The 23900-nt window shown below is 48.2% G+C and carries 26 protein-coding genes; 15 read left to right on the forward strand and 11 right to left on the reverse strand.

Annotated elements, in window-relative coordinates; translation table 11 throughout:
• The first annotated feature begins 82 nt into the window (after positions 1–82).
• Positions 83–2011, forward strand: coding sequence for a GTP-binding protein (locus FC34_RS07215; RefSeq protein WP_057894745.1), 1929 nt, complete (start codon positions 83–85; stop codon positions 2009–2011).
• Positions 2012–2056: 45 nt separating this feature from the next.
• The gene (pepI, locus tag FC34_RS07220) at positions 2057–2935 is read left to right on the forward strand and encodes a proline iminopeptidase (RefSeq protein WP_057894746.1); all 879 of its coding nucleotides are present in this window, start codon (positions 2057–2059) and stop codon (positions 2933–2935) included.
• Positions 2936–2991: 56 nt separating this feature from the next.
• Here pepI and FC34_RS09775 read toward each other — a convergent pair whose 3' ends face one another.
• Positions 2992–3156 carry a hypothetical protein gene (locus FC34_RS09775; protein ID WP_169790026.1) on the reverse strand — a complete coding sequence of 55 codons (165 nt, stop codon included), beginning with the start codon at positions 3154–3156 and terminating at the stop codon, positions 2992–2994.
• Between the two features lie 80 nt (positions 3157–3236).
• On the opposite strand from FC34_RS09775, the gene rlmH reads away from it, so the two are divergent.
• Positions 3237–3716, forward strand: a complete 480-nt coding sequence (gene rlmH / locus FC34_RS07225) for a 23S rRNA (pseudouridine(1915)-N(3))-methyltransferase RlmH (protein WP_057894747.1) — start codon at positions 3237–3239, stop codon at positions 3714–3716.
• A gap of 51 nt (positions 3717–3767) precedes the next feature.
• Here rlmH and FC34_RS07230 read toward each other — a convergent pair whose 3' ends face one another.
• Together FC34_RS07230 and FC34_RS07235 are read right to left on the reverse strand one after the other, a co-directional pair.
• Complete coding sequence (locus FC34_RS07230; RefSeq protein ID WP_057894748.1) at positions 3768–4457, reverse strand: ATP-binding cassette domain-containing protein; 690 nt, start codon at positions 4455–4457, stop codon at positions 3768–3770.
• A complete protein-coding gene (locus tag FC34_RS07235) occupies positions 4454–5194 on the reverse strand; it encodes a hypothetical protein (RefSeq protein WP_057894749.1) in 741 nt (246 codons plus the stop codon). The genes FC34_RS07230 and FC34_RS07235 overlap by 4 nt, the downstream gene beginning before the upstream one ends.
• Positions 5195–5388: 194 nt before the next feature.
• Between FC34_RS07235 and FC34_RS07240 the strand changes: the two genes are divergently transcribed.
• Positions 5389–5904 (forward strand): GNAT family N-acetyltransferase, encoded by a 516-nt coding sequence (locus FC34_RS07240; RefSeq protein WP_057894750.1) that lies wholly within the window; start codon positions 5389–5391, stop codon positions 5902–5904.
• A gap of 35 nt (positions 5905–5939) precedes the next feature.
• Here FC34_RS07240 and FC34_RS07245 read toward each other — a convergent pair whose 3' ends face one another.
• A complete protein-coding gene (locus tag FC34_RS07245) occupies positions 5940–6965 on the reverse strand; it encodes an NAD-dependent epimerase/dehydratase family protein (protein WP_057894751.1) in 1026 nt (341 codons plus the stop codon).
• A 95-nt stretch (positions 6966–7060) separates the two neighbouring features.
• On the opposite strand from FC34_RS07245, the gene FC34_RS07250 reads away from it, so the two are divergent.
• Positions 7061–7507, forward strand: coding sequence for a MerR family transcriptional regulator (locus FC34_RS07250; protein WP_157052271.1), 447 nt, complete (start codon positions 7061–7063; stop codon positions 7505–7507).
• Between the two features lie 193 nt (positions 7508–7700).
• On the opposite strand, the gene FC34_RS07255 is transcribed toward FC34_RS07250, so the two are convergent.
• Positions 7701–8240, reverse strand: a complete 540-nt coding sequence (locus FC34_RS07255) for an LbetaH domain-containing protein (protein WP_057894752.1) — start codon at positions 8238–8240, stop codon at positions 7701–7703.
• 267 nt (positions 8241–8507) lie between these two features.
• Between FC34_RS07255 and FC34_RS07260 the strand changes: the two genes are divergently transcribed.
• From FC34_RS07260 to FC34_RS07275, 4 genes are all read left to right on the forward strand, one after another.
• Positions 8508–9095 carry a TetR/AcrR family transcriptional regulator gene (locus FC34_RS07260; protein WP_057894753.1) on the forward strand — a complete coding sequence of 196 codons (588 nt, stop codon included), beginning with the start codon at positions 8508–8510 and terminating at the stop codon, positions 9093–9095.
• Positions 9096–9211: 116 nt separating this feature from the next.
• Positions 9212–9862 (forward strand): nitroreductase, encoded by a 651-nt coding sequence (locus FC34_RS07265; protein WP_057894754.1) that lies wholly within the window; start codon positions 9212–9214, stop codon positions 9860–9862.
• A 9-nt stretch (positions 9863–9871) separates the two neighbouring features.
• Entirely contained in the window at positions 9872–10279 is a 408-nt protein-coding gene (locus FC34_RS07270) for a MerR family transcriptional regulator (RefSeq protein ID WP_057894755.1), read from the forward strand.
• Between the two features lie 17 nt (positions 10280–10296).
• Positions 10297–11241 (forward strand): NADP-dependent oxidoreductase, encoded by a 945-nt coding sequence (locus FC34_RS07275; RefSeq protein ID WP_057894756.1) that lies wholly within the window; start codon positions 10297–10299, stop codon positions 11239–11241.
• A 119-nt stretch (positions 11242–11360) separates the two neighbouring features.
• Here the strand turns inward: FC34_RS07275 and FC34_RS07280 are convergent, their stop codons facing one another.
• Both FC34_RS07280 and FC34_RS07285 read right to left on the reverse strand, forming a co-directional pair.
• Positions 11361–11729, reverse strand: coding sequence for a rhodanese-like domain-containing protein (locus FC34_RS07280; protein ID WP_057894757.1), 369 nt, complete (start codon positions 11727–11729; stop codon positions 11361–11363).
• Entirely contained in the window at positions 11729–12256 is a 528-nt protein-coding gene (locus FC34_RS07285; RefSeq protein WP_057894758.1) for a MarR family winged helix-turn-helix transcriptional regulator, read from the reverse strand. The genes FC34_RS07280 and FC34_RS07285 overlap by 1 nt, the downstream gene beginning before the upstream one ends.
• Positions 12257–12390: 134 nt before the next feature.
• On the opposite strand from FC34_RS07285, the gene FC34_RS07290 reads away from it, so the two are divergent.
• A complete protein-coding gene (locus tag FC34_RS07290) occupies positions 12391–12792 on the forward strand; it encodes a GNAT family N-acetyltransferase (protein WP_057894759.1) in 402 nt (133 codons plus the stop codon).
• A gap of 43 nt (positions 12793–12835) precedes the next feature.
• Here the strand turns inward: FC34_RS07290 and FC34_RS07295 are convergent, their stop codons facing one another.
• A complete protein-coding gene (locus FC34_RS07295) occupies positions 12836–13582 on the reverse strand; it encodes an SDR family oxidoreductase (RefSeq protein WP_235803410.1) in 747 nt (248 codons plus the stop codon).
• 11 nt (positions 13583–13593) lie between these two features.
• On the reverse strand, positions 13594–14229 hold the full coding sequence (locus tag FC34_RS07300; protein ID WP_057894760.1) for an NAD(P)-dependent oxidoreductase: 636 nt from the start codon (positions 14227–14229) through the stop codon (positions 13594–13596).
• A 101-nt stretch (positions 14230–14330) separates the two neighbouring features.
• Between FC34_RS07300 and FC34_RS09730 the strand changes: the two genes are divergently transcribed.
• The 3 genes from FC34_RS09730 to FC34_RS07315 all read left to right on the forward strand — a co-directional run bounded on the left by FC34_RS09730 (position 14331) and on the right by FC34_RS07315 (position 16889).
• Positions 14331–14915, forward strand: a complete 585-nt coding sequence (locus FC34_RS09730) for a TetR/AcrR family transcriptional regulator (protein ID WP_057894761.1) — start codon at positions 14331–14333, stop codon at positions 14913–14915.
• Entirely contained in the window at positions 14896–15468 is a 573-nt protein-coding gene (locus FC34_RS07310; protein WP_057894762.1) for a TetR/AcrR family transcriptional regulator, read from the forward strand. Before FC34_RS09730 ends, FC34_RS07310 begins: the two co-directional genes overlap by 20 nt.
• A 140-nt stretch (positions 15469–15608) precedes the next feature.
• The gene (locus FC34_RS07315; protein ID WP_057894763.1) at positions 15609–16889 is read left to right on the forward strand and encodes a YhgE/Pip domain-containing protein; all 1281 of its coding nucleotides are present in this window, start codon (positions 15609–15611) and stop codon (positions 16887–16889) included.
• Between the two features lie 53 nt (positions 16890–16942).
• Here the strand turns inward: FC34_RS07315 and FC34_RS07320 are convergent, their stop codons facing one another.
• Positions 16943–19717 (reverse strand): cation-translocating P-type ATPase, encoded by a 2775-nt coding sequence (locus FC34_RS07320; protein ID WP_057894764.1) that lies wholly within the window; start codon positions 19715–19717, stop codon positions 16943–16945.
• 250 nt (positions 19718–19967) lie between these two features.
• The gene (locus FC34_RS07325; RefSeq protein WP_057894765.1) at positions 19968–20156 is read right to left on the reverse strand and encodes a hypothetical protein; all 189 of its coding nucleotides are present in this window, start codon (positions 20154–20156) and stop codon (positions 19968–19970) included.
• Positions 20157–20254: 98 nt separating this feature from the next.
• Between FC34_RS07325 and secA2 the strand changes: the two genes are divergently transcribed.
• The gene (gene secA2 / locus FC34_RS07330; protein ID WP_057894766.1) at positions 20255–22636 is read left to right on the forward strand and encodes an accessory Sec system translocase SecA2; all 2382 of its coding nucleotides are present in this window, start codon (positions 20255–20257) and stop codon (positions 22634–22636) included.
• A gap of 9 nt (positions 22637–22645) precedes the next feature.
• The gene (locus FC34_RS07335) at positions 22646–23878 is read left to right on the forward strand and encodes a preprotein translocase subunit SecY (RefSeq protein ID WP_057894767.1); all 1233 of its coding nucleotides are present in this window, start codon (positions 22646–22648) and stop codon (positions 23876–23878) included.
• Positions 23879–23900: the final 22 nt, after the last annotated feature.

Raw genomic sequence — 23900 nt, forward strand, 5'->3', positions numbered from 1 at the left:
TCAGGGGCTTTTTTGTGGCGTTCGCGTGTCATCTGCGTTTGTGGTAAGTTAGCAACAGAATATTGACGAAAGGGGCGCAAGGATGAAGCAGATTGTGACAGGTATTGTTGCTCATGTAGACGCCGGCAAAACCACATTGTCAGAAGCGTTGCTCTATGAAAGCGGCGCAGTCAAGAGGTTGGGACGTGTCGATAATGGGGATGCGTTTTTGGATACCGACGCCTTAGAGAAAGCGCGCGGGATTACAATCTTTTCCCATCAAGCCAATCTCACGTATCAAGATCTGCAACTGACTTTATTGGATACGCCGGGGCACGTCGATTTTGCAGCGCAAACGGAACAAATTCTCAGTGTGCTGGATTACGCGATTTTGGTTGTGTCGGCGGCAGATGGCGTGCAGGGTTACACCCAAACCTTGTGGCGCTTACTTGAGAATTATCATGTCCCCACGTTTATCTTCGTCAATAAAATGGATGCCATGGGCGCTGACCGCAATCAAGTTTTGGAGCAACTGGCAACCCTAACCAGTGGGACTATCGCCTTTGATTGGCTGGATGATTTGCCAGCCGCCACCGCTGAAGCAATCGCCTTACAAGACGAGGACGTTTTGGATGCTTACTTAGCAGATGGTGACTTGTCCGAGCTGACGATTCAACAATTAATCCGAGCCCGCAAAGTATTCCCAGTGTATTTTGGCTCAGGCCTCAAACTGGAAAGCATTGATGACTTACTGGCGGGCTTAGACCGCTGGACGCTCGAACAGACAGCTCAATCAGATTTTGGCGCGCGGGTGTTTAAAATCTCGCATGACAAGGGTGAGCGGCTGACTTGGTTGCGATTGACAGGTGGTCAATTGGCGAACAAAGACCAATTGCTGCCGGACCAAAAAGCCAACCAACTGCGTCAATATAATGGCTTGAAATATCAAACAGTGCCACAAGTCGGCTCGGGCACCGTCGTGGTCGTTCCAGGGCTCACCGGGACGTATCCTGGCCAAGGCCTGGGTACCTTGGCTGATGAACAGCCACCAATGTTGCGACCCGTTTTGAATTACGCGGTCGACTTAACGCATCAGGATGTCCATGTGGCCTTGGCCGCTTTGCGGGAACTGGAGGATGAAGATCCGCAGTTGCATGTGTCTTGGTCAGAGCCACTGCAAGAACTGCGGTTGCAAGTGATGGGTGAGATTCAATTAGAAGTGCTTCGCCAAATTTTGCAGGACCGATTTAATCTGGCACTTGATTTTGACGCCGGCAGTATCCTGTATCAGGAGACGATCACCGCGCCAGTGGAAGGCGTGGGCCATTTTGAACCGTTGCGACATTACGCTGAAGTGCATCTGCTGCTGACCCCAACGGCGCCTGGCACTGGCCTCACGTTTGACAGTGACCTTGATATCGATACCCTTGGCAAAAATTGGCAACATCAAGTTTTGACCGCTTTAGGCGCGAAAACGCAACGGGGTGTGCTGGTCGGCGCACCACTGACAGACATGCGGGTGACCCTGATCAATGGCCGTGCCAGCAACGTTCATTCGGTGGGTGGCGATTTTCGGGAAGCCACCTGGCGTGCCTTGCGCCAAGGCTTGATGATGGCCAAACTCAAGGGCACCGCCCAATTGCTAGAACCGTGGTATCAGTTTACGCTGGTGGTCAATGAAGACCAGATTGGCCGCGCCATGACGGATATTCAGCGGATGAGTGGGACATTCGATAGTCCAGAACGCCACGGTGACCAGGTCCAACTGAATGGGTTTGCGCCCATCAGTGAAATGCAAACGTATGTCCGCGAAGTCCAAGCCTATACCCACGGACAGGGGTCATTAGAGACCGTGGTGGCCGGTTATCGGCCCGCCCATGATGCGGAGACTGTAATTGCCAAGGTGGCGTACAATCCTGTGGGCGATGTCGCCAATACGCCCGACTCAGTTTTTTGTGCGCATGGGGCCGGTTATCCCGTGGCTTGGGGTGAAGTGCCTGACGCTGCCCATGTGCCATATCAGAATGCTTAATGCCGCAATCCCTTGCGGTGATTGACTTAAGGAGGAATGTTTCACGTGAAAACTGTTGAAGGTTACATGCCATTTCGGGGTTACCAGACCTATTATCGAATCGTCGGCGAACCCAATCCCGACAAAGCGCCATTACTATTGATTCATGGCGGCCCAGGTTCCTCGCACAATTATTTCGAATTGCTTGATGATTATGCTGAGACTGGGCGCCAGCTGATTATGTATGATCAGATTGGTTGTGGGAAATCCTCCCTGCCGGAAGAAGAATCATGGTACGTCAAAGAAAATTGGGTCGCGGAACTGATTGCGTTGCGCGAATATCTCCACTTGGATCAAGTCCACCTGTCTGGCCAATCATGGGGCGGGATGTTGCTGATGTATTATCTGACTGAGTTTGATCCGCAAGGTGTTAAGAGCGCGATGATTAATAGCTCACCGGCGTCCATTAAGTTGTGGATTCAAGAGCAACGGCGCTTGTTGTCGTATCTCAGCCCTGAAGACCAAGCCGCAATTGCGCGAGCAGAACGCTTGAATGATTTTAGTGGTGCCCAATACTTAGCCGCCAATGAACGCTATATGACTCGCTATGCTTGGTCAACGTTACCAGAAGATTTGCCAGAACCGATGCGCCGGCCAACCAACGGCCAGCGCGCCAGCCTGATTGCTGAAGGCCCGAATGAATTCACGGAAAATGGCACGCTGGGTGACTTCGATGTCACCAACCAGCTGCACAAGATTCACGTGCCGGTCATGGTGACCAGTGGCTCCGACGACTTAGCGACCCCTGTGGTGGCCAAGTCTGTGGTTGATCATATTCCTGGTGCGCAGTGGCACTTGTTTGCCAACAGTCGCCACTTAGCGTTACTCGACCAACATGATGAATTCATCGAGCTTCTGAATCAATGGCTACCAGCCAACGATTAAAAAAATAGTCGACCGAATTTTGAAAACAGCTGCTTTCAAGATTTGGTCGACTATTTTTATTGGTGCTTGTAAAGCGCGAAGAGATTCATGACCGCATCGAGGGTCATAATGGCTGCCATCAGCCACATGGCAATCATGTTTTGCATCGTGGCCACGAACCAAATTAAGATAAGATTCAAGACCAACATGCCCCAAGCCAACCACTTATTGTTCACCATCATGCTATCGCCTCCATTTCAAGCATACGCGGCAGCCGGGGGTGGACAAATGTAAATGATATAATTGATTTGGAGGGTTGACCATGAATATCAAAATTATTGGTGTCGGCAAGTTGAAGGAGAAATACTTTACCGCTGGCATCGCAGAATATAAGAAGCGCCTCGGCAAGTTTGCCAATATCTCAATTGTTGAAGTGCCCGATGAAAAGGCACCAGAATCCTTGTCTGAAGCTGAAATGATCCAAGTGAAACAAGCAGAAGGCGAGCGCATTTTAGGCAAAATCAAAGACAAAGAATGGGTGATTGCCTTAGCGATTGAAGGCAAACAGCGCAGTTCAGAAGCGTTCGCTAAAGAAATTGCGGACCTAGCGACCTATGGCCATTCGGATATCACCTTTGTGATCGGTGGCTCGCTCGGGCTCAGCCCAGAAGTGATGCAGCGCGCCAATAACACGCTGAGTTTTGGCAAGTTGACCTTGCCGCACCAATTGATGCGTCTGGTTCTAATTGAACAGATTTATCGCGCATTCATGATTAATGCCGGTAGTCCGTACCATAAATAGCCCCATCGAAAAAGCGTCATCCATAGTGGATGACGCTTTTTTTGGCATTATTTAGGCTTGCTCTTCACTTAAGCCAAGAAAAATATCCAAGTCAGTGGCAGTATCGCCACCATGCGTCAATTCCGCATAGGTGTGAGATACTGCTGGGCCTGCTGGTGTTAGGAACTTAAAATTAGCAGATGTCTCTTGAAATGGCACAACGATGTGCGAGGTGACGATGACAGGCTTGTGCTGGCCGAGCCGATCGAGAATGCTGACGATGTGGGTTTGATTCTGGGGATCCACGCCTGACAGTGGCTCATCAAAAAGATACAGTGCCTTGTCGATAGCAGCCGAGGCGTAAACAAACATAACCGTCAATTCACCACCTGAGAGTACATCAAGCTGGCGGTCTAATAAAGGCGTAATCACTGTCTTGTAGAAGTCATCATCTGTGGTGAAGTCAGGATTTGGATGATTCATTTGTTGATACATAGCCATTAACTGGGCACCAGTTGTGTCAGGACTGTAGGCGATTGACTGGAAAACATACATCATATCCTTGGCTGGTGGAAAGCCAGCGAAATCGCCACTGGTTGGTTTTTCCAAGTGGCTGATGAGGTCTAACAAGGTGGACTTACCAATCCCATTTTTCCCGAGGATGACGCTGAGTCCGGGATTCTCAAAGCTGATGCTGACATCATCGAAAACCGGGTGCTTCGGATGACTAAAGTTGAGATGTTCAATTGTCAATTGGCTCATGCGCGGCCTCGATTCTGCAGATTAAGCTGTTGATAACTGATGAAGCCAACAACACAATAAATCGCAATCACCACGGCTTCAACGCCGAGGGTCCCAAGTGTGAGATCGCCGAGAAATAGCCGTAAGGTGTTAGCGATGAATTGATAAGGGCTGAGTTGAGCTAGCCCAGTGAGTAAAGCGTTAGATGTGCGGACATCGAACAGCATGAGCAAGATGATGAGCAGTGATGTCCCTAAGGCGCTAAGACTGTTGGCCCGGACCGGCAGTAGCAGGATACAGGTGAGAAAAAGAGAAACGAGTGGGAAAGTCACGATAGTTAATAAGACCACTAGCAACAATAGCTGCAACGAAAAGGCATGGTAGAGAAACATAGAAAACGCTGAATACACCAGATTTTCCAGCACCACTAAACCAGTTTGGACAAGCATATTGGCATAGAGCATCGGCCAGCGGCTGCCACTGACGAAATAAAACGACTTGAGAAACCCACTATCACGTGTGGCCATTGTGGCTAGGGCAACGCCTTCCAAGGCAGTAGAAACAATGATGTATGCGGTAAAAGGGATAGTTGCTGTAATCAAATGCGTGGCACTCATTTGAGTGGCTCGATGCGCGGATAATCCTTGATACAATGTCCAAAGAACGGGAAACAAGAGGGTGAAGACGAGTGTAATGCGATTCGCCATTGCCTGGCGTATGTAGAACTTGGTGAACGAGCTGACTTTCTTGAGAAACATACCCAAAACCTCCATCCAAAAGCTCTTAATGAGAAATTACTCATTCAATTTTAACTAATTCTCAATCATGGTAGACGAGATGTCAAGAGATAGATTTGCATGTTGCATCGATGCCCAGCACCTTTATACAATTAGTAATGAAGCATCAAACTCAAATGACTCGCTAGCAAAAGCGGATTGGAAGGGACAATCAGATGACCACAGAAATTAAACCATTAACAGACCAAGATGTACCTAGACTACAGACAATCAGTCGCCAGACCTTTAGTGAAGCGTTCGGCGCGGGGACGCCAGCTGCGGATTTAGCCAAGTTTCTGGATGAAGCCTATAGCCAAGAACAACTGACTCAAGAACTCCATACTGCAGGCTCGTCTTTCTATTTTATTTATCAGGATCGGAAGCTAGCTGGTTATCTGAAGTTAAATGTTGGGGCGGCCCAATCAGAGCCAATGGGGGACGACACGTTAGAGATTGAACGCATCTATATTTTGCCGGAGTTTAAACGCCAAGGACTCGGTAAAAGCTTGTTTGAGTTCGCGGTGCAACAGGCCAAAGCTGCTGGCAAGCAGGCGATTTGGCTGGGGGTGTGGGAACACAATCTTCCGGCCCAGAAATTCTACGCTAAGCTAGGCTTTAGCCAATTCAGTGAACATGTTTTCCCAGTTGGGAATGACCCGCAACGCGATTTATTGATGCGCAAAGCACTATAAAAAAGCGTTCATCGAATTTTTCGATGAACGCTTTTTTAGATGATGTGGTGTTCAGCTAAACTATCAACGGAATTAAGAATGATCTGCTCATTGTCATATTGAGAATGCCAGCCGAGGAGATTTTCGGCCTGGGCCGTGCTGACGTCGCGGTTCATACCGCGCATGAGTTTGGCGCCTTTGGCTTCAGCGTTGAAGGGGGCGGCAAGATTGACCAGCCAATCAGGCAGTGCCTTGGTGGAGACTTTTTCAGCCAATGCCGGCCGCTTAGCTTTGATGAGGGCGGCGATTTGACGCATCGAGATTTGGCCTGGGGCACTGGCAATGAAGCGCTGACCATTGGCGGCCGGTGTGGTCATGGCTAAAATATGCAAGGCCGCGACATCGCGGACATCAACTACATTGAGTGGCAGGTGTGGGATGCGTTGCATTTTGCCGCTCAGCAAGTTCAGTAATAGGTCAAAACTACCTGACACGTGATTACTGAGTGCGGGGCCAAAGATCGCCACGGGATTCACGGTGGCAAATTCAAGCGTGGTCTCAGGACGATTGATGAAGGCCCACGCCGCTTGTTCTGCTAACAGCTTAGATTTTTCATAGAGCGATAGCCCTGGTTCATCAGGGTTGGTCCAATCCCGTTCAGTTGTGGGCTGACCTGGCTTCTGACTGAACCCGACGGCGCCAAAGTTTGATGTCATGACGACCCGTTTCACCCCCGCTGCTTGGGCTGCGGTGAGAATCCGTTGGACCCCTTCTAAAGCCGGTTTAATCGTGTCGTCCTCGTTCTTGGGTTGGTCAAAAAAGACGGGTGAAGCAACACTGAAGACATCGTCACGATCAGCCATGACAGCTTGCCAGTTGGTATCGCTAGAGAGATCTGCTTCGGCAAACGATAATTGGTCCAAGTGGTGGGCACCATTAGCTTTCAGGGTATTGATGACAGTTTGTTGCTTATCGAGGCTGCGCAAGGTCGCTTTCACATCAAAGCCTTGGTCAAGTAATTGTAAGATGAGGTGCATGGCGACAAAACCGCTACCGCCGGTGACGAGTACTTTTTGAGACATATTAATTCCTCCAGTTGCGTTATCTGATTTAAATGGCTATAGTGAAGCATAAACCCTGAACCTTGGTTTATAGCAAGCGAAAAAGGAGTTTCATTTTGAAAACAACTTACACCATCAAAGAAGTGGCCGAGATGTTTGACCTCAGTGTTTCGACCTTACATTACTACGACAAGCAGGGTTTGCTGCCCTTTGTTGACAAAAATGATGTCGGCTATCGCACGTTTACACCGTCTGATTTGAATTTTATTCATACGATTTGTTGCCTGAAGGATACAGGCATGCCGATTAAAACCATTAAAACCTACATCAGTCTGTGCATGCAAGGTGCTGACACAATTCCAGAACGCCGGGCGTTACTTAATGCCCATCGGGATGCCGTCGTGGCCAAGCAGGCGCGACTCGAAGAAAGCTTGCAGGAAATTGATGAAAAGCTGAATCGCTACACAGATCCTGCAGCACGAGGCTTGATTGAAAGCGAGATTGAGTTTGTGACCGCTGAGAAGTCCGCACATCATTTGGCCAATCCGTTTGTGACGCAATAAGTGATAATTAAAAAACCAGCCATCATTTGATGGCTGGTTTTTTAATGGAGGCGCCGGCGCCGGTGAATTAAACGATAGGTGCCAAAAACGATAGAATAAGCGAGTAACAATAAGGTGTCAAAAGAATTTAGAATAAAAAAAGTCCCCACAAAATTGCGGGGACTAATAGTTGGCGCCTTTAGATAAAGAGTTTCTAGTGGGTTGAGTCAGTAAGTTTGGCATAACGGCTGACGACGTCCTCGCAGGCAGCAACAATTTCAGGGGCGTGCGGCATGTCTTTATAGAAGACAGGCGAATAGTTAGGGTCACGAGGTTTGAAGCGATTAACGCCATAAGCAATACTGTTGGCTGGAACATCTTTAGTGATAATTGCACCAGTTCCAATGACACTGTTGTCGCCAATAATAATAGGACCGACTATTTTAGCGCCATCAGCAATGATGACGTTTTTACCGATGACTGGATTACCGAGGTTCTCCCATTGGGCGGTCGCATGGTTATAGGTTTGGTTAGCACCAATTGTGACATTCTGAAAAATTACTGCACCAGCGCTAATTTTAGATGCAGCAATGGTACAACCCTTGCCGTTATGTGCAAACTGCACACTGGGATCAAGATGTAGACAGGTGAGTTCAAAGTTGAAGTTACGTTGCAGCGCCTCTGCTGCTAAGCGCCGGGCTTCAGGATCAGACGAGAAAGCATTGATTTCGAGCAAACTGTTAAAGTCAGCCATATAAAGACCTCCAGAATTAAAACTGAGTAAGCCTTAATCGCGACTGCAGTGTTCGAAGACATCGTATTGGGCGACCTTGGCTTGAGTGATAGGACAAAACGGTTAATTAGTCATTATGGGTGGACACTCATTTCAAAAGTGACTATACGCTGATTTAAAAGAATGTCAACACTCTGACCTGATTTTATATACAAATTGTATCTATATAAGTTAAACCTGTTTGATTATGGTAAACTGGCTCTAACTAATTAATCAGGGGATGAGTCAATGACTGCGCAGGAACGAGCACCGCGAAAGACCAATGAAGAACTGAATACTAGTATATTTTCCGCTGCGATGATGATTCTTAACGAAGAAGGTTATGAGCGAGTGACTTTTAACAACGTGGCACAGCGAGCCGGTACCAGTCGTGCAGTGCTGTATCGGCACTGGGACTCTGTCTTTGAATTGCTGTTGGCTGCACAAGCTCATTTTGATGAGGGAAAGCCGGAAACTTTTGCCAATATTGACTTCTCTAGTCGGAATCTGCGCGCAAATCTTATCAACAGTCTGAAACATTTTGATGGTTCCCAGCCGTTTTTACGAGCGCTGCTGATTGAGCTTGGCCAGAATAACCCGATAGTGCACCAATACTTTAATCAATTACATCAACAGCAATTGTTCATCATGGAGCGGATGCTCAGCGCGGCACAGTTAGCAGGCGAAATTCGGCATACGGTGACGGATAATATTAAACAGTTGCCATTTGATTTGCTGCTGTATCAAGCGATGGTTGATCAACAACCTGTCACTCAAACGTTTATCGAGAACCTCGTCGACACAGTTGTCTTGCCTGCCATCATGGCGCAACAATAATTTAACCAAATCCCGCTGCGACAGTATGTTGCGGCTTTTTTAATAAAAAGCTTGCTCTGGAGTGGACTCAAGGGTATATGCTCTTAATAATCAAAAGCGAATAAGGAGCAAAACAAATGGAAATTATTGATGCGATTCACACGCGGCATGCCACTCGGGCCTTCCAAGATACCCCTGTGCCCATTGAAACGTTGACCGCGATTGTCAGTGATGCGCAACACACGCCATCTTGGGGGAACTCCCAGTCTTGGCAAGTGGCCATTGCGACGGGGAACAGCTTAGCCAACATTAAACAACGGTTTGCGGATGCCAGTGATGCGGGCCAAGCAGAAAATGCTGACTTGGAAAAGGTGCACCGCGGTGATTTCTCCACGTTCGCCAGCCAAAATATGGGGCACTGGGTCGGCACGTTTCGCCCAGTGATTGAAAGTGACAGTACCACTTACTGGGATAGCCGGGCGCATTTGTACCGTGCCCCGGCAATCGCGTACTTACTGTTGGACCATGATCCTAATAGTTGGTCCATTTACGATTTAGGGGCTTTCTCTGAAACTCTGATGCTAGCAGCTGCTGGGCGAGGCGTGCAATCGTTAGTGTCATATGAACTGGTTAAGTATCCTGATATCGTCCGCGAAGAACTCGGTCTGCGGTCTCATCAGGTCGTCGCAATGGGTGTCGCCTTAGGGTATGAGCAGCCTGACAAGAAATTGAACCAGTATCGCAGCGATCGGGTGCCGGTGGACCAAATTTTACGGATTGTCGATTAGGAGGACACGATGAACATTAAAACAGTGGCAGAAACCTTGGACATGACGATTGATACCATTCGCTACTATGAACGGATTGGCGTGGTGCCACCGGTGCCACGCGATAAAAATGGTTATCGTGATTATCAAATTGGCGATATCAATCAATTATTCATCGCCAAGGCTTTGCGCAATGCGGGGCTGTCGATTGAATCCATGGTGGAGTTTGCGGATCTTGAGCAGACCCCAGGTGAGGTTCACGCCGCGCAGAAAGAACTATTACAAGACCAGTTGGACAAACTCAACCAGAAACTTAAAGAAATTGAGCGTACCCGTGATCTCATGCAATACAAGGTTGAAACCTTTGATGAACGCGCGGCCAACCGCAACAAACAAGATTTAAATGTCGAGAAACTCTGGGAAAAATATTCACTCTAAAAGAAGAAGGTAAACTCATGAAAACAATCGCGATTAAAGAATTCGGCGCGGCCAACGTGCTAACAGAAATGCCCCTGCCAGAGATGACGACCAACGATAATGAGATTCTCGTTGGCGTGCATGCTTTTAGTATCAATCCAATGGATATTGCTGGCCGAATGGGACAATTAGGTTCTCCGTTTACTGATGAATGGACTTTTCCTATTGTCTTGGGTTATGACTTTGCCGGGGTGGTTCAAGCTGTCGGTGCCAACGTGACCCAATATCAAGTTGGCGACCGTGTATTCGGTCAGGCGCCAACGACGCGGCCTGGCAATAATGGTGCTTATAGTGAAGCAGTGGTTGTGACTGCCGATTTGATTGCCCCAATGCCCGCAGGTCTCACATTTGATCAAGCGGCGGCGTTACCGATTGCTGGGTTGACCGCATATTGTGCGATTGCGAAGAACTTAAATGTGCAACCTGGTGAAAAAGTCTTAATTCAAGGTGGCTCTGGTGGTGTCGGGCTGTTCGCTGTTCAGATTGCGAAAGCCTTGGGGGCATATGTGGCCACGACTGCAAGCCCAAGTCACCACGAACTGTTGAAGTCACTCAATATTGATGAGGTGATTGACTACCACAAAGTCTCACCGGCTGATGTCTTACACGATTATGATGCAGTTTTTGATACAGTAGGCGATATTGATACTGGCCTGAAAGTATTAAAGGCCGATGGCAAGTTAGTCACTGTCGCGGCCCAACCAACACCTGAACAGCAACACCATCTCCAACAAGACGTGATGTTCCAGTTCACTAATGGGACGCCGGCCGATTTAACGACATTGGCAAACTATGTTCTCAATGGTCAAATCAAGTTATCCATGAAGACGATGGCGTTTACCGCCGCGGATGTCATTCAGGCGCATGAAGAAATTCAAGGCCGTCATGTGACCGGTAAAATTGTGATTCACGTCAAAGATTAGCCAAAAAGAGAAAGAGTGCCAAAATCCTCTGGCTTTTGGCACATGATAAAGCTGTATTATTCGAAAAAAGGTTGTGCCAAAACATCGTTTTGGCGCAACCTTTTTTGTTTGACTGTGAATTAGGCAGGAACAGGTTCGGTTGGGAGGTGCATGCCTTTCCAGCCTTCAAGGGCACTAGACAATTCGAAGGCTTTGAAGCCGTTCGACAAGAGAATCATCAAGGCCATTTTGCCTAATGTCGTGCCGGCAGTCCAATCGTAAACCACATAGGTCTTTGATTGGTCGAGACTATCGAGATTCTGGGCGAGATCCTTCGCTGCCAAGGCGCGAGCGCCCTTAATTTGGTCGCCTTTGATTTGTGCCGGGGCGTTGCGTACGTCTAAGACCACATAATCACTGTTGGGATTTTCCAGTTCCTTTAAGACAGTATTGTGATCGATGTAGAGGCTGAGATAGGTTTTAAGAAAATTGATTTTTTCGGTTTCCATTAGTTATGCTCCATTTCATTAATTGTTTGTTGGGTGCCAAGTTTGAGTTTATTGAGTAAAGCGGTGAACGTCTTGAAGTCATCTGCTGTTAGATGCCGCATCATCCGTTTAATGACCTCGAAATTATGCGGTAAAAAGCGTTCAAGGGCCGCATTGCCCTCTTCTGTCAGCTGAATCTGGCTGGACCGTTTGTCTGTCGGCGAAGTGAGTTTGCGCACCCAGGCTTTTTGTTCCAAGGCCTTGATGAGTTTGCTGGCCGTGGCGCGGGTAGACCCCAGTTTATCGGCAATGTCTGACGGGGTCAGCGACCAATCGGTAGCGTGGGTGAGAAACATCATAATCAGGAAACGGGACTCAGACAGATCATAATCGGCCAGGACGGCTTCGTATTGCTTTTGCATCTCCAAGTAGGTCCATTGCAGATCAATGTATAATGCGGCCGTTGCCGGGTCCACATTGGCGGCTGCGGCCGCAGTCTCAGCAATCCGATTCACATCCGGGCGGTCATTAAACGTGATATTGTCCAAAAAGTTCACCTCTTTATCAAAAATAGTTAGCCGGCTAATTAAAAATACCACCACTGCGAAAAAAAGTCTACTGTAAATTTTGGCTGCTACGATTTTAGTGGGTATGCTTAGACAAATTCTGGAGGAGGTCAGGGATGATTACTTACACAAAAACCATTCCCAGTGCAAATCAGCTGGAAACCTTATATGCGGGTGTTGGTTGGACGGCTTACACGCAAAATATCACCGGGCTTAGGCAGGCGTTCGAGCATTCTGTCTTTATCACAGCAAGCTCGGGTACGGAACTCGTCGGTGTCATTCGCGGGGTGACGGACCGGCGGACGATTCTCTATATTCAAGACTTACTGGTGTTGCCAAACTATCAGCATCAAGGAATCGCAACCAAGCTGTTACAGCAGTTGACAGTTGAATATAGCACAGGGCAGGTGGTGCTCCTAACTGATGATACCGACATAATGACGAAATTTTACACGGCCGTGGGCATGCAAGCGGTCGATCAGCATGGCTTGCGGGCGTTTTTCAAAGATACACGATGAAACAAAAAAGCAACCCACGTGTCAGTAGTGAGTTGCTTCTTTGTTACCAGCCAACGGGGCCGTGATCATTACTAAAGGTCGCGGTGACATCATCATCGCTTAATGCGAGTTCAATGGTCCGTGAAGCGCCCATCTCAGGTGTCTTGGCGCCCCGAGCTTTTGCAGCTTCTGGATCCCCGCCACCAAAACCGGTCGCAACAACGCCAGGGTCGACAGAATTAACAGTGATAGGAATGGCATTGTTTTTGAATTCCTTGGCCAATTGAATGGTGAACATGTTGGTTGCCGCCTTGGAAGATTGATACCCCAAAGCGCTAGCCCGGAAAGTTTCGGCCTCGGGATTAAGTGATTGGGATAAGGAACCCATCATGCTGGTGACATTGATGATTTTAGCATGGGGGGCTTGCTTCAATAATGGAATCAAATGTTGGGTCAGATTGACGACCCCGAAATAGTTGAGTTCGAAGTCGTCGCGAATGACATTAAGTGGCAGAATCGATGGTGCGCGATGGGCGTCATGCGTCGCGCCAGCGTTATTGATTAAGATATCGAGCTGGCCATAGTCAGCGGTTAACTTGGTCGTAACAGCTTCGACAGATTCTGGATCAGTGACGTCTAATTGGATGGCGTCAACGGTGGCACCGGTCGCGCGCAATTGGGCCGCGGCCGCTTCGCCCTTGTCCAAATTTCGAGCACCCAGCAAAATGTGCTGGCCATGTGCCCCCAAAGCCTTGGCTATTTCAAATCCCATGCCACGATTGGCACCGGTAATTAAGGTTAATGTTTGCAAGACGATTCCCCCTAGTCGTTAACGACTGTGAATTGTTGACGAATGTGTTTGGGTGACAAGAGTTCGTCCACCAGGGCGGCTGCAAAATTACCAGTTGAAACCTCAGGTTGGCCATTCTTATCGTGCAACACTTCATTACTACCCAAACGGTACTGCGTTTGCGGACCGTCTGTAAAGTTATCTTGTGGCGTCATGACCGTCCAGGCCACATTATCGACCATTTTCAAAAATTCGAGCTTGTGGACTGATTCGGTCAAATCGCCAACCCAAGGCTGATCAGCATATTTTTCCAGCGTCTTGGTGAGCTGCATCTGGCCCTCAGCATCCACTAGAGAGCTGGAACCAACGATGAAAAACAGCCGCGTGTCCTGCTGTTCGCGGAACATGGCAATGAGCTTAGCAGCGCCATCAAGATGGAGATAAGCGGGATGCGGCGCACTAAAGTCGATAATGGCATCAAAGCCAGATAAATCGGCTTGGGTTAACGCCATCAAATCTTTCTCGAGAATCGGTAGGCCTGCGCCAAATAGTTTGCGCGCTTTATCAGCGTGGCGAACAATCGCCGTGACATCCATCTTGTGAGCTTGAGCAGCTTTGGCAGCGGCTTGTCCCGCATGGCCAGTAGCACCAATGATTGCAATTTTCATATTTATTAGTCTCCTCTGAGTTGATTCATGGTATATTGGTTACGCGAAGTAACTATAAACTTAGCAACTAAGTTTATCAAGCCTTTTTGGAGGAATTTGAAATGACACCACGAACTTTAACATTAGACAAGGTAATTGCCGCCGCGTTTGCAGTTGCAGACCGAGATGGTTTTGACGGGATTACGCTGACCAAGACCGCCAAACAATTAGCGGTGCAGCCCCAATCGTTATATCGTTACGTAAAAAATACGCAAGACTTGCAGGGTAAAGTGTTGGCCCAAAACCTTAAGACAATGGTTGACCAGGTCTATGAGCAACTGATTGGATTGACGGGGCCTGCTGCGGTGCAACGGTACATGGAGATGTTGGCGTTTGGCGACTATACACTGATAGCGCCCCACGACTACGGCAGTGTTGCCCAGTACATGACAGATCCTGAAGTGGCAAAACAATATCAGAGGCTGTATGGGATTTTGCCCACATTATTAGAGACCTGGCTTCCAGATGAGGCTGTCAGACGTCGGGCTAATCAGTTGCTGGCAGACTACAGCTTGGGTGAGTCGGTCGCTTATCGAAATAACAATCAGGCTCCCGACGAAGTTCGACGCGATGACTATCGTCGGAATGTGGCCGCGCTCATTGATTTACTTACAGCGGAGGTACCAAATGGACTTACGACAGATTAAAACAGAACGCAACATCCAGCAGGCGCTGGTTCAGCTACTGAGTGAGCAAGACTTTGAGAAAATCACGATTGCCGATATTGCCAAGACAGCGCAAATCAGCCGGTCGACTTTCTATGATCACTATCCAGACAAATATGCACTCTTGGATGCAGTGATGAATTACTATACCGACTATTTGCTGACGCTCACGGAGCAACGCATTGACGCGTTACTCGCCCGAGACCGCGTAGCCTTTGAGGCTTCAATTGCTGACATTGCGGACCATTTGTTAGCCCGCCGGCAAACGCTAAGTGTCCTGTTTGCACTAGATCTTCCGGGTTATGATTTGCGCGACCGTTGGAAGCAGCGCCTGCAGGCTCATTGGCATGAGGTGGTTGAATCCAAGGGGCTGACGGTTAATCCGCCGACACCGTCGAGCTATATTTCTGATGTGTCAACGGACTTGTTGATTAACTTTGCCCAATGGACATTGGCCCATGGCAAAAATGCCGCGACCATCGACCAGTTACAAAAGCTCCTGAGCTTGATTTTTGACCAACTCATTGTGAACTAGAATGTCGGTTATCCAACACTTGCACACAAAAGTGTTGGATAACCGACATTTTTTGTTGCATTGCTAGTTGTTTGAATGCGGCCTTTCTTTTAACCTTGTGAAGTTGCTTTAAGCAAACTTAAATAAAGAGGGTATTAAACATGTTCAAACACTGGTTTACACACCCAATTGCCTACGTGGCGATTGCGGTATCAATTATTTGTGGCTTAGCATTCGTCGGCGCTGGGCTGCCCGGATTCGGCAATATGCCAAAGGGCACTGAATCCATGAAAATCGTTATTGTCGATCAAGACCAATCAACCGGCAGCAAGGCGATGGTCAAAGGCATGGAAGATAACATGCCTTTCAAGGTTTCGAGTACGACTAAAAGCCTGAGTTCGGTCAAAGATCGGCTTGAAAATCGGGATATCGCGTTAGCTTTGACAATTCCCAAGAACTTCATTGCTGACGTTCGCAATCAAAAGACCCCACAGATTACTTTTTACAAGAACGATTCAAACGGGATGCTTCAAAATTCGATGGGGAACAACATTGTGACCTCGATGACCCAAAGTATCCAAAGCAACCTCACTTCGCAAAAGACTATCGGACTGATTGCCAGTTTGATTGGTCCTAATGTTGCTAAAGAAGCTCAGGCAAAGGCCCAAGCGCAAGCTGGTCAAATTCGCAACGCTCAACAAGCGGCGGCAATGAGGGCACAAGTTCAGAAACAAACACAAGCCCAAGTGCAAAAACAAGCGACCGCAATGGCACAAAAACTTAGCGGCGGCCTCAAGACTTCAACGGTCCACTTGAACAAGATGGCCAATAACTATCAATCACAAATGGCACCAATGTTCTTAAATCTGGGGACATACTTAGGCATCATGATCATGACCATTATTTTGACAATGATGTTCATGAGTGCGCGCTTCTCCATGGGTAAAGTGAAGGCCTTCTTGTCCTTCCAAATGACTGGCGTTTTGGCTGCGATTATCCAACCTTTCTTCACAGTTGGTTTATTACGGCTGTTGATTAATTTCTCCGCTGGCACTTTCTGGACGCTCGTTGGGTCCGAAATGCTGTTCTGTATTGCGGTATTTGAATTCTGCGCGATGTTCACGTTCCTTTGCGCAAGCTTACCAGCGATGGCTGTATTGCTGCCATTGATGGCGATGCAGGTGGTTTCTGGTGGCGGCATTTTGCCGCTGGTTGTCTTGAATGGCTTCTACCAATGGGTCAGCAAGGTCACCCCAATGTATCAAGGTGTTACCACTAGCCTGAACGCGCTGTTCGGTGGGGCCTCAAGTCCCTATTTCCAAACCATGCTTTGGCAGATTGTGATCGGCCTCATCGTATCTGCGGTGATTGCTTGGATCGGTTACCGAGGTAAAGAACGTAAGGGCTTTGCCAATGTCTTACAAGTTGGTGTCATTGGTTAAAATTTTTAACGAGAAAAAGCAGCCTAGGCTAACACCTAGACTGCTTTTTTTCATTATTCACCTTTAGATTTCAACCACAATGCTTTGATCCCAGAAATGAGGAAAGTTGGGATGGCAGGAATGAAGATCACCGCCAGATACATCATCATTGGCAATGGTGCAGTACCCATCACAGTATTGAAGAATGGAATCAATGTTACCAGAATCGAACTGGTGGCGGCAAAACCAACCGCTAAGAGCAAGCGGCCGTTGTCGAATGGATTCCGGTGGAAAATGGTCTTGTTGCTCCGGGCGTCAAACGCGTGCCAGAGTTGACCAAATACTAAGGTCAAGAAGGCAACAGTCTGGGCCATCGCTAAGGAGTAGCCACTATTGGCGGCCCAAACAAAGGCGGCAAACACGACCGCGGCCATGACCGTGCCCCGAAAGGCAATCCGGCCAACCATTCCTTTAAGAATACTTTGATGGACGTCACGCGGTGGCTGTTGCATGAGGTCAGCTTCTGGCTTGTCATACCCCAAGGCAAAACTCGGAATCGAGTCGGAGATCATGTTGACCCACAAGACCATCAACGCGCTCAGAATTGGCGCAGTGGACGGGATGTTGCCGATATCTTGGAGTAAGAAGACAGCCCCGAACAACAGCGTCAGCACTTCCGCCACATTGGTAATCAGTTCTTGACGCATGAAGTTGCGGATGTTGCCAAAAATCGTCCGGCCCGCTTCAACCGAACTGGTGATGGTGGTGAATTTATCATCTAAAAGAATTAAGTCAGCGGCGTCTTTGGTCACGGCCGTCCCGTTAATCCCCATGGCAATCCCGATGTCAGCCGCGCGCAGTGCTGGGGCATCATTAATCCCATCCCCAGTCATAGCGACGACAGCTTTGTGAGACTGCAGGGCTTGGACGATTCGCTGCTTGTGCTCTGGTGATACCCGGGCATAGACCCGCGTGGTCAGCACGTGGTCACGGAGTTCCTTGTCACTCATTTGATCCAGCGTTGGCCCGTCGATGACTTCAGCGTCACTATCTTGGATAATCCCAAGCCGCAACGCAATTGCTTTGGCTGTGGCGGCATGGTCCCCGGTAATCATGATGGTCGCAATCCCCGCATGTCGAAGGGTTGCCACGCTTTGCTTCACTTCTGGACGCGGTGGGTCAATGATGCCGGCAATTCCAAGCAGATTAAGATGTTGCTCCAACTCAGCGACGTCCCCATGCAAGGCTAAATCTTCATCAATTTTACGGTGAGTGACAGCTAAGGTCCGCAAGGCTTGTTCAGCGAACTCGAGGATTTTGGCTTCAATTTCGGCTTCTTTGTCCGCGATTGGCAAGACCTCATCATGGTCACGGACAGTATCGGTGCGCGTGAGCACGACGTCAGGCGCGCCCTTCGTCAGTACCTGGTATTCGTGACCATCGTAGATCACGACAGACATCAGCTTACGCGTACTATCAAACGGCAGTACCCGGACGATTTCCAACTCGCCATTGAGCATTGAATCACGGTTACGGCCGGCTTTGTGGCCTAGAACCGTCAAAGCAACATCAGTTGGGTTCCCATAAGGGACGTAATGACCTTGTTCGTCTTGGTGGACGCTCGCTTCATTATTAAGAATCGCTGCCTGGATGAACTGATCAAAATCAGGCGCGTCTGTTTCATCAACCGGGGAAATATCGCCAGCTGGCGCATAGCCACTGCCTTCGACGGTGAACGTGGCGCCGTTTGCGTAAAAGCGCGTGACGGTCATTTCGTTTTTCGTTAGGGTCCCGGTTTTATCGGAAGCAATAAAGTTGGTTGCACCCAGTGTTTCCACACTATTCAGTGACTTGACGAGGCCGCGGTTTTTGGCGAGGGTGGCAGCCCCAATGGTTAAGACAATTGAGAGCACGACTGGCAACGCGTCGGGAATCGCCGCGACCGCAATGGCAATCGATGGCGATAGGGAGTTGATGAAGGCATCAAAGCTAACGCCACCGTTTTCAACGTAAGTCTTAATGAGTTCGACGGCCAGAGTGAAGAAGACTAGGCCGATCGCAATCCGCATCAGCACCTTGGTTAGCTTGGCCACTGCGCGCTCAATTGGTGTGCGTTGGTCGTCCACATTGTCGAGGAGCGTGGCGATGTGACCGAGCTCCGTGTCCATCCCCGTGCCTGTTACCACTGCAATCGCGTTCCCGTGGGTGACCATCGAGCCAGAGAAGCCCATGTTGGTGCGATCCCCAATTGGCAGATCCTCATCCAGCGCGTGGGTTTGTTTGTCAATCGGTTCAGCTTCACCCGTCAGATGGGCTTCATTGACTTGCAGTTCTGAGACGCTCAAGAAGCGAACATCTGCTTCAATGAAGTCTCCCGTATTGACGCAAATAATGTCACCAGGTACTAGGTCTGCGGCTGCGATTTCTTCCCAATCGCCGTCGCGCATGACATTGGCGGTGCGCTCAGTCATATTTTCCAGGGCCGCGAGCGACTTTTGCGTGCTGCGCGCTTGGAAGAAGGCAATCCCAGCATTCAGGAAAATCAGGACCAAGATCGCAACGGCCTCATAGATGGCAGCGCGGCCGTGCTCGGCATTACCAGTGCTGAAGAAGTCATAGCCGGCATTCAGCAGTGCCAGTCCAGCAGCAATAAACAGAATAATTACTAAGGGTTCCGTAAACGTTTTGAGTAGGGTCTTCCAGGCCGGTGTTTGTTCTGTGCGGTGCAGCTGGTTTGGCCCGTGTTGTTCTAAGCGACTCGCCGCCTCATTGGCTGAAAGCCCTGTCTGGCGATTGGTCTGCAACTCAGACAGGACGACTTTTTTGGGGGTGCGGTATGGTGTTGTCATCAAAGACCTCCTTTGTTTTGGACAAAAAAAGCGACCGCTTCGAGAGCGTTTCCGATGGGGGAAGCGTGGGGGAAGTGTCGCTCAATTGATAGCATTTGTTATTAAAAGCATACAGAAAAAATTATAGGACGTCAACTTTGGGAGACTCACTCACCGGTTACTGGCATCAAAACATAATTATGTGCCCAAAAAAAGGAGCGACGGCAGAAATGCTGCCGTTGCGCCTTTTGTGTTGCCACCCCTCTCGTTATTATTGAAAAAGAGGCAAGACGATGCCTGCCAAAACGACGACAGCAAGCACAATCGAAATGATTAACATGGTTGCTTTGCCATCTTGTTTTTCGTTGCTAACTTTGGTGACTAATTTCTTCTCTTCTGCAAAGCGTTCATCAATATCAGCTTTTAGCAGTGATGTTGACTTTGATTTCCCTTTATTCATGCTATAATTATAACATGATTTTATTAGCATTTTTCTAGAAATATTCTCTAATTATGACTGAAATAACAGAACAAAAGTGATTGAAGGTGAGCCTGATTATGCATATACATCGCAACGCTGGTGTTTTGAGACAGTATCAGCGGATTGCAGACCGAATTATGGAAACTGCAAAATCTTATCAAGATTTGAGCGACAAGCAACTCCAACATAAAACCATCGAATTTCGTCAAGCTTTGGCGGAGGGTCAGACTCTTGAACAGCTTATTGTGCCAGCTTACGCGACGGTCATTGAGGCCGATCGCCGCCTTTTAGGGATGACGCCGTTTCCTGTCCAGATTCTTGGGGCAGTGGCCATGGAGTTTGGTAATGTTGCTGAAATGAAGACTGGTGAAGGGAAAACCCTGACCGCCACAATGCCGATGTACCTGAACGGCTTGGCTGGATCAGGGAATTTTTTGGTCACCGCCAACAGCTATTTGGCGACTCGTGATGCCAAGAATCTTGGCCGTGTCTACCGGTTCTTAGGCCTGACCATTATGGCGGGTTCAGCTGACGCTGGCGAAGATGATAAAGACTTAGATAAAGATGCCATTTATGGCAGTGATATTGTTTATATTACCAATAGTACACTTGGTTTTGACTATTTAATTGATAATTTAGCGGCAACTAAGGAAGAGCAGCACATGCAGGGCTTTCGGTTTGCCTTGATTGATGAAATTGATGCTGTGCTCCTCGATATGGCCCAAACACCCCTGATTATCTCTGGAGCGCCCCGGGTGCAGTCTAATCTGTTTGAATCAGCCGATCACATGATTACCTTGCTTGAGAAGGGCACTGATATCAAAGTTTCCGATGATACAAAGAATGCCTGGTTTACCCCTGAAGGGATGGCCAAGATGGAAGATTTCTTTGATGTGGGTGATTTGCTCAAAGAAGATAATCGTGAGTTGTATCGCCACTTAGTCTTGGCTTTAAAAGCCCACTACTTGAACCACAGAAATCGTGATTACGTGGTTCAAGATGATGAAGTCATGTTATTGGATGTCTCCAATGGGCGTGCTCTTGAAGGCATGAAACTAGAAGCTGGCTTGCATCAGGCCATTGAGGCCAAAGAAGGCGTCAAATTGTCTGATCAGACTCGAGCCATGGCTTCAGTGACTTATCAGAACCTGTTCCGGATGTTTGACAAATTAGCCGGAATGACAGGGACGGCAATGACGGATCGTGAAGAATTACGTGATACCTATAACTTGAATGTCGTGGAAATTCCGACCAATAAGCCATCAATCCGGATCGACCAGCCTGACAAACTCTATATTACAAATGAACAGAAGATTTATGCCTCAGTAGACGCAGTTGAAGAAGCGCATAAAGTTGGCCGTCCAGTTTTGATTGAAACTGGATCTGTTTCTATGTCCAATTTGTACTCGCGGGTCTTACTTGAACGTGGAATTGTCCATAATCTGTTAAATGCCCGATCAGCAGTCAAAGAAGCTTGGATTGTTAGGGAAGCAGGTCAGCTTGGAGCTGTGACGGTCGCCACCTCTATGGCAGGTCGTGGGACCGATATTAGTTTAGGTAAAGGTGTCGAAGAACTCGGCGGACTATTGGTCATTGGAACCGAACGTATGGGCAGCGCCCGGGTTGATAACCAATTGCGTGGTCGGGCCGGTCGACAAGGTCAGCCAGGTGAAACGAAATTCTTCGTCTCACTGGAAGACCAAGTGGTTTTGCAGAATGCACCCAAGAAGATTGGGAAATTCCGTGAGAAATATGAAGCTACCCATGAGATGAGCCCAGAGGCAGAGCCCTTGCAGAAACGCCGCTATCGGCGGGTGATTCAGCGGGCTCAGGCGAGCTCTGAAAAAGGAGATCGGTCGAACCGTTTCCAAACGCTGCAGTTTGACGAGGTTTTCCGGTTGCAACGGGATTCGATTTATCGCACACGTGATGAAGTCATGGCAGCCGATGATTTGTCTAGGGTCATTAATAACCTGTTTCAACGTGTCTCTGAAGCACATGCGCCAAAGAATGCAATTGAGTGCATGCCTGAGTTGATTGACTACGTTGTCAATAACATTGACTATCAATACACAGTTGGTCAATTGTCCGAATTGATTAAACGTGGATCAAGCCTTAAGCAAACTCGAGCTATCTTGCGGCAACTGATGGAGGATAAGCTCACCAAGCAGCACGAACAACTTCCAGATGAAGGCCAGTTTCTTTATTTCCAGAAACTAGTCATCCTTAAGGCGATTGACGTGGCTTGGATTGAACAAGTTGACAATTTACAAGAACTGAAAAACATTACCTCAGATCGTTCTCGGGCTCAACGTGATCCGATCTTTGAATATCAGAAAGAGGCCCAACGCTCATACGCGGTGATGCGCGATGATGTCGCCGATAAAGCTGTGCGTAACTTACTGATGTCGCAGATGGTGACAAATCCAGACGGAACGGTTGAGGTGACATACCCATAGGGGACGCTTATGAATAAAAAACATGACTTACGTAACCGGTTTATCTGGACTTTCTTCCTGTTACTTATTGTCCTGATTGGGCAGGATATTACTATTCCTGGGATTGACCCCACCGTTGCTTCAGAACAATTGAGTAAGGTTGATTTCATTCAGTTTGTCAGTATGACAACTGGGGGCCAGACGGCTATTCCTGCAATCCTCACCTTAGGGATGCGGCCGTTTATGACGCAAATGATTATTTGGCAAGTTGTGACTGCTTTGGATCTTGATGTCGTCAAGCAGTGGTCGCAAAAGAAGACAGGGGTTATCCAACGATTTGTTACGCTATTTTTCGCGATGCTCCAAGGCTTTGAAATGGTGTACTTTATTCGCAATGCCTTCTTACCGAACGATCCATGGCATCTTGGAATTAACTTAAATGTTATTATCGCGTGGCTCGTTTTGGTAGCGGGCTCTATGTTCATGACCTGGTTAGGTGATTTTAATGGAATGCATGGGATTGGGAGTGCGATTGCCTTGATTATGCCTAGTATTATTGCTGGGATTCCCAATGCCCTTAGAACAGGAATTGGAACGGCTATCACAACCCGCTATGAATTAACACCTGACCACATTGTGATTGCCCTTTTGGTCGCTTTGATTTTCATTGCGGTCATCTATTATCTCTACCAAGCAGAAATGCGATTGCCAGTCGAGCGCCCCTTGATTCCAAGCGCGTACTCGACTTCTTATCTGCCAATGCGGCTATTAACCGCCGGCGCAATGCCATTTATGTTCTCTAGTTCACTATTCATGTTACCGCGGTTACTCGTAAACCAAACTGTTGGCCCAACTGACGCTTTCCAACGCTGGGTGTCAGTATGGTTTTCATTCCAGAGTTGGCAAGGCATCATCATGTACGCGATTGTGGTTATTCTCCTGGGCTTTGCGTTTGGTTACCTGAATATTCAGCCAGCCAATGTCGCAAAATCAATGAAAGAAAGCGGCAACTACTTCTTGAATGTGATGCCAGGCGATGATACTGAACGTTTCTTGACCGGCCATTTTGCCCGGCTGTCATTTGTTGGGAATTTGATTTTGGCGCTAATCGGGGTGGGCCCACTGATTCTTGGCCGATATGTCGACGGTGCGGCGAACTTCTCAGTTCTCTTCAGTAACTTATTCATTTTGATTACGTTAATGGACACAATCATTCAACAAGTTCGCGCGTTACGGACGAAGGACCACTATTCAATCTTATAAAATTCACAAAGAAAGAGGTGAC

Source organism: Lacticaseibacillus brantae DSM 23927 (assembly GCF_001436115.1).
In the GTDB taxonomy this organism is placed as follows: domain Bacteria; phylum Bacillota; class Bacilli; order Lactobacillales; family Lactobacillaceae; genus Lacticaseibacillus; species Lacticaseibacillus brantae.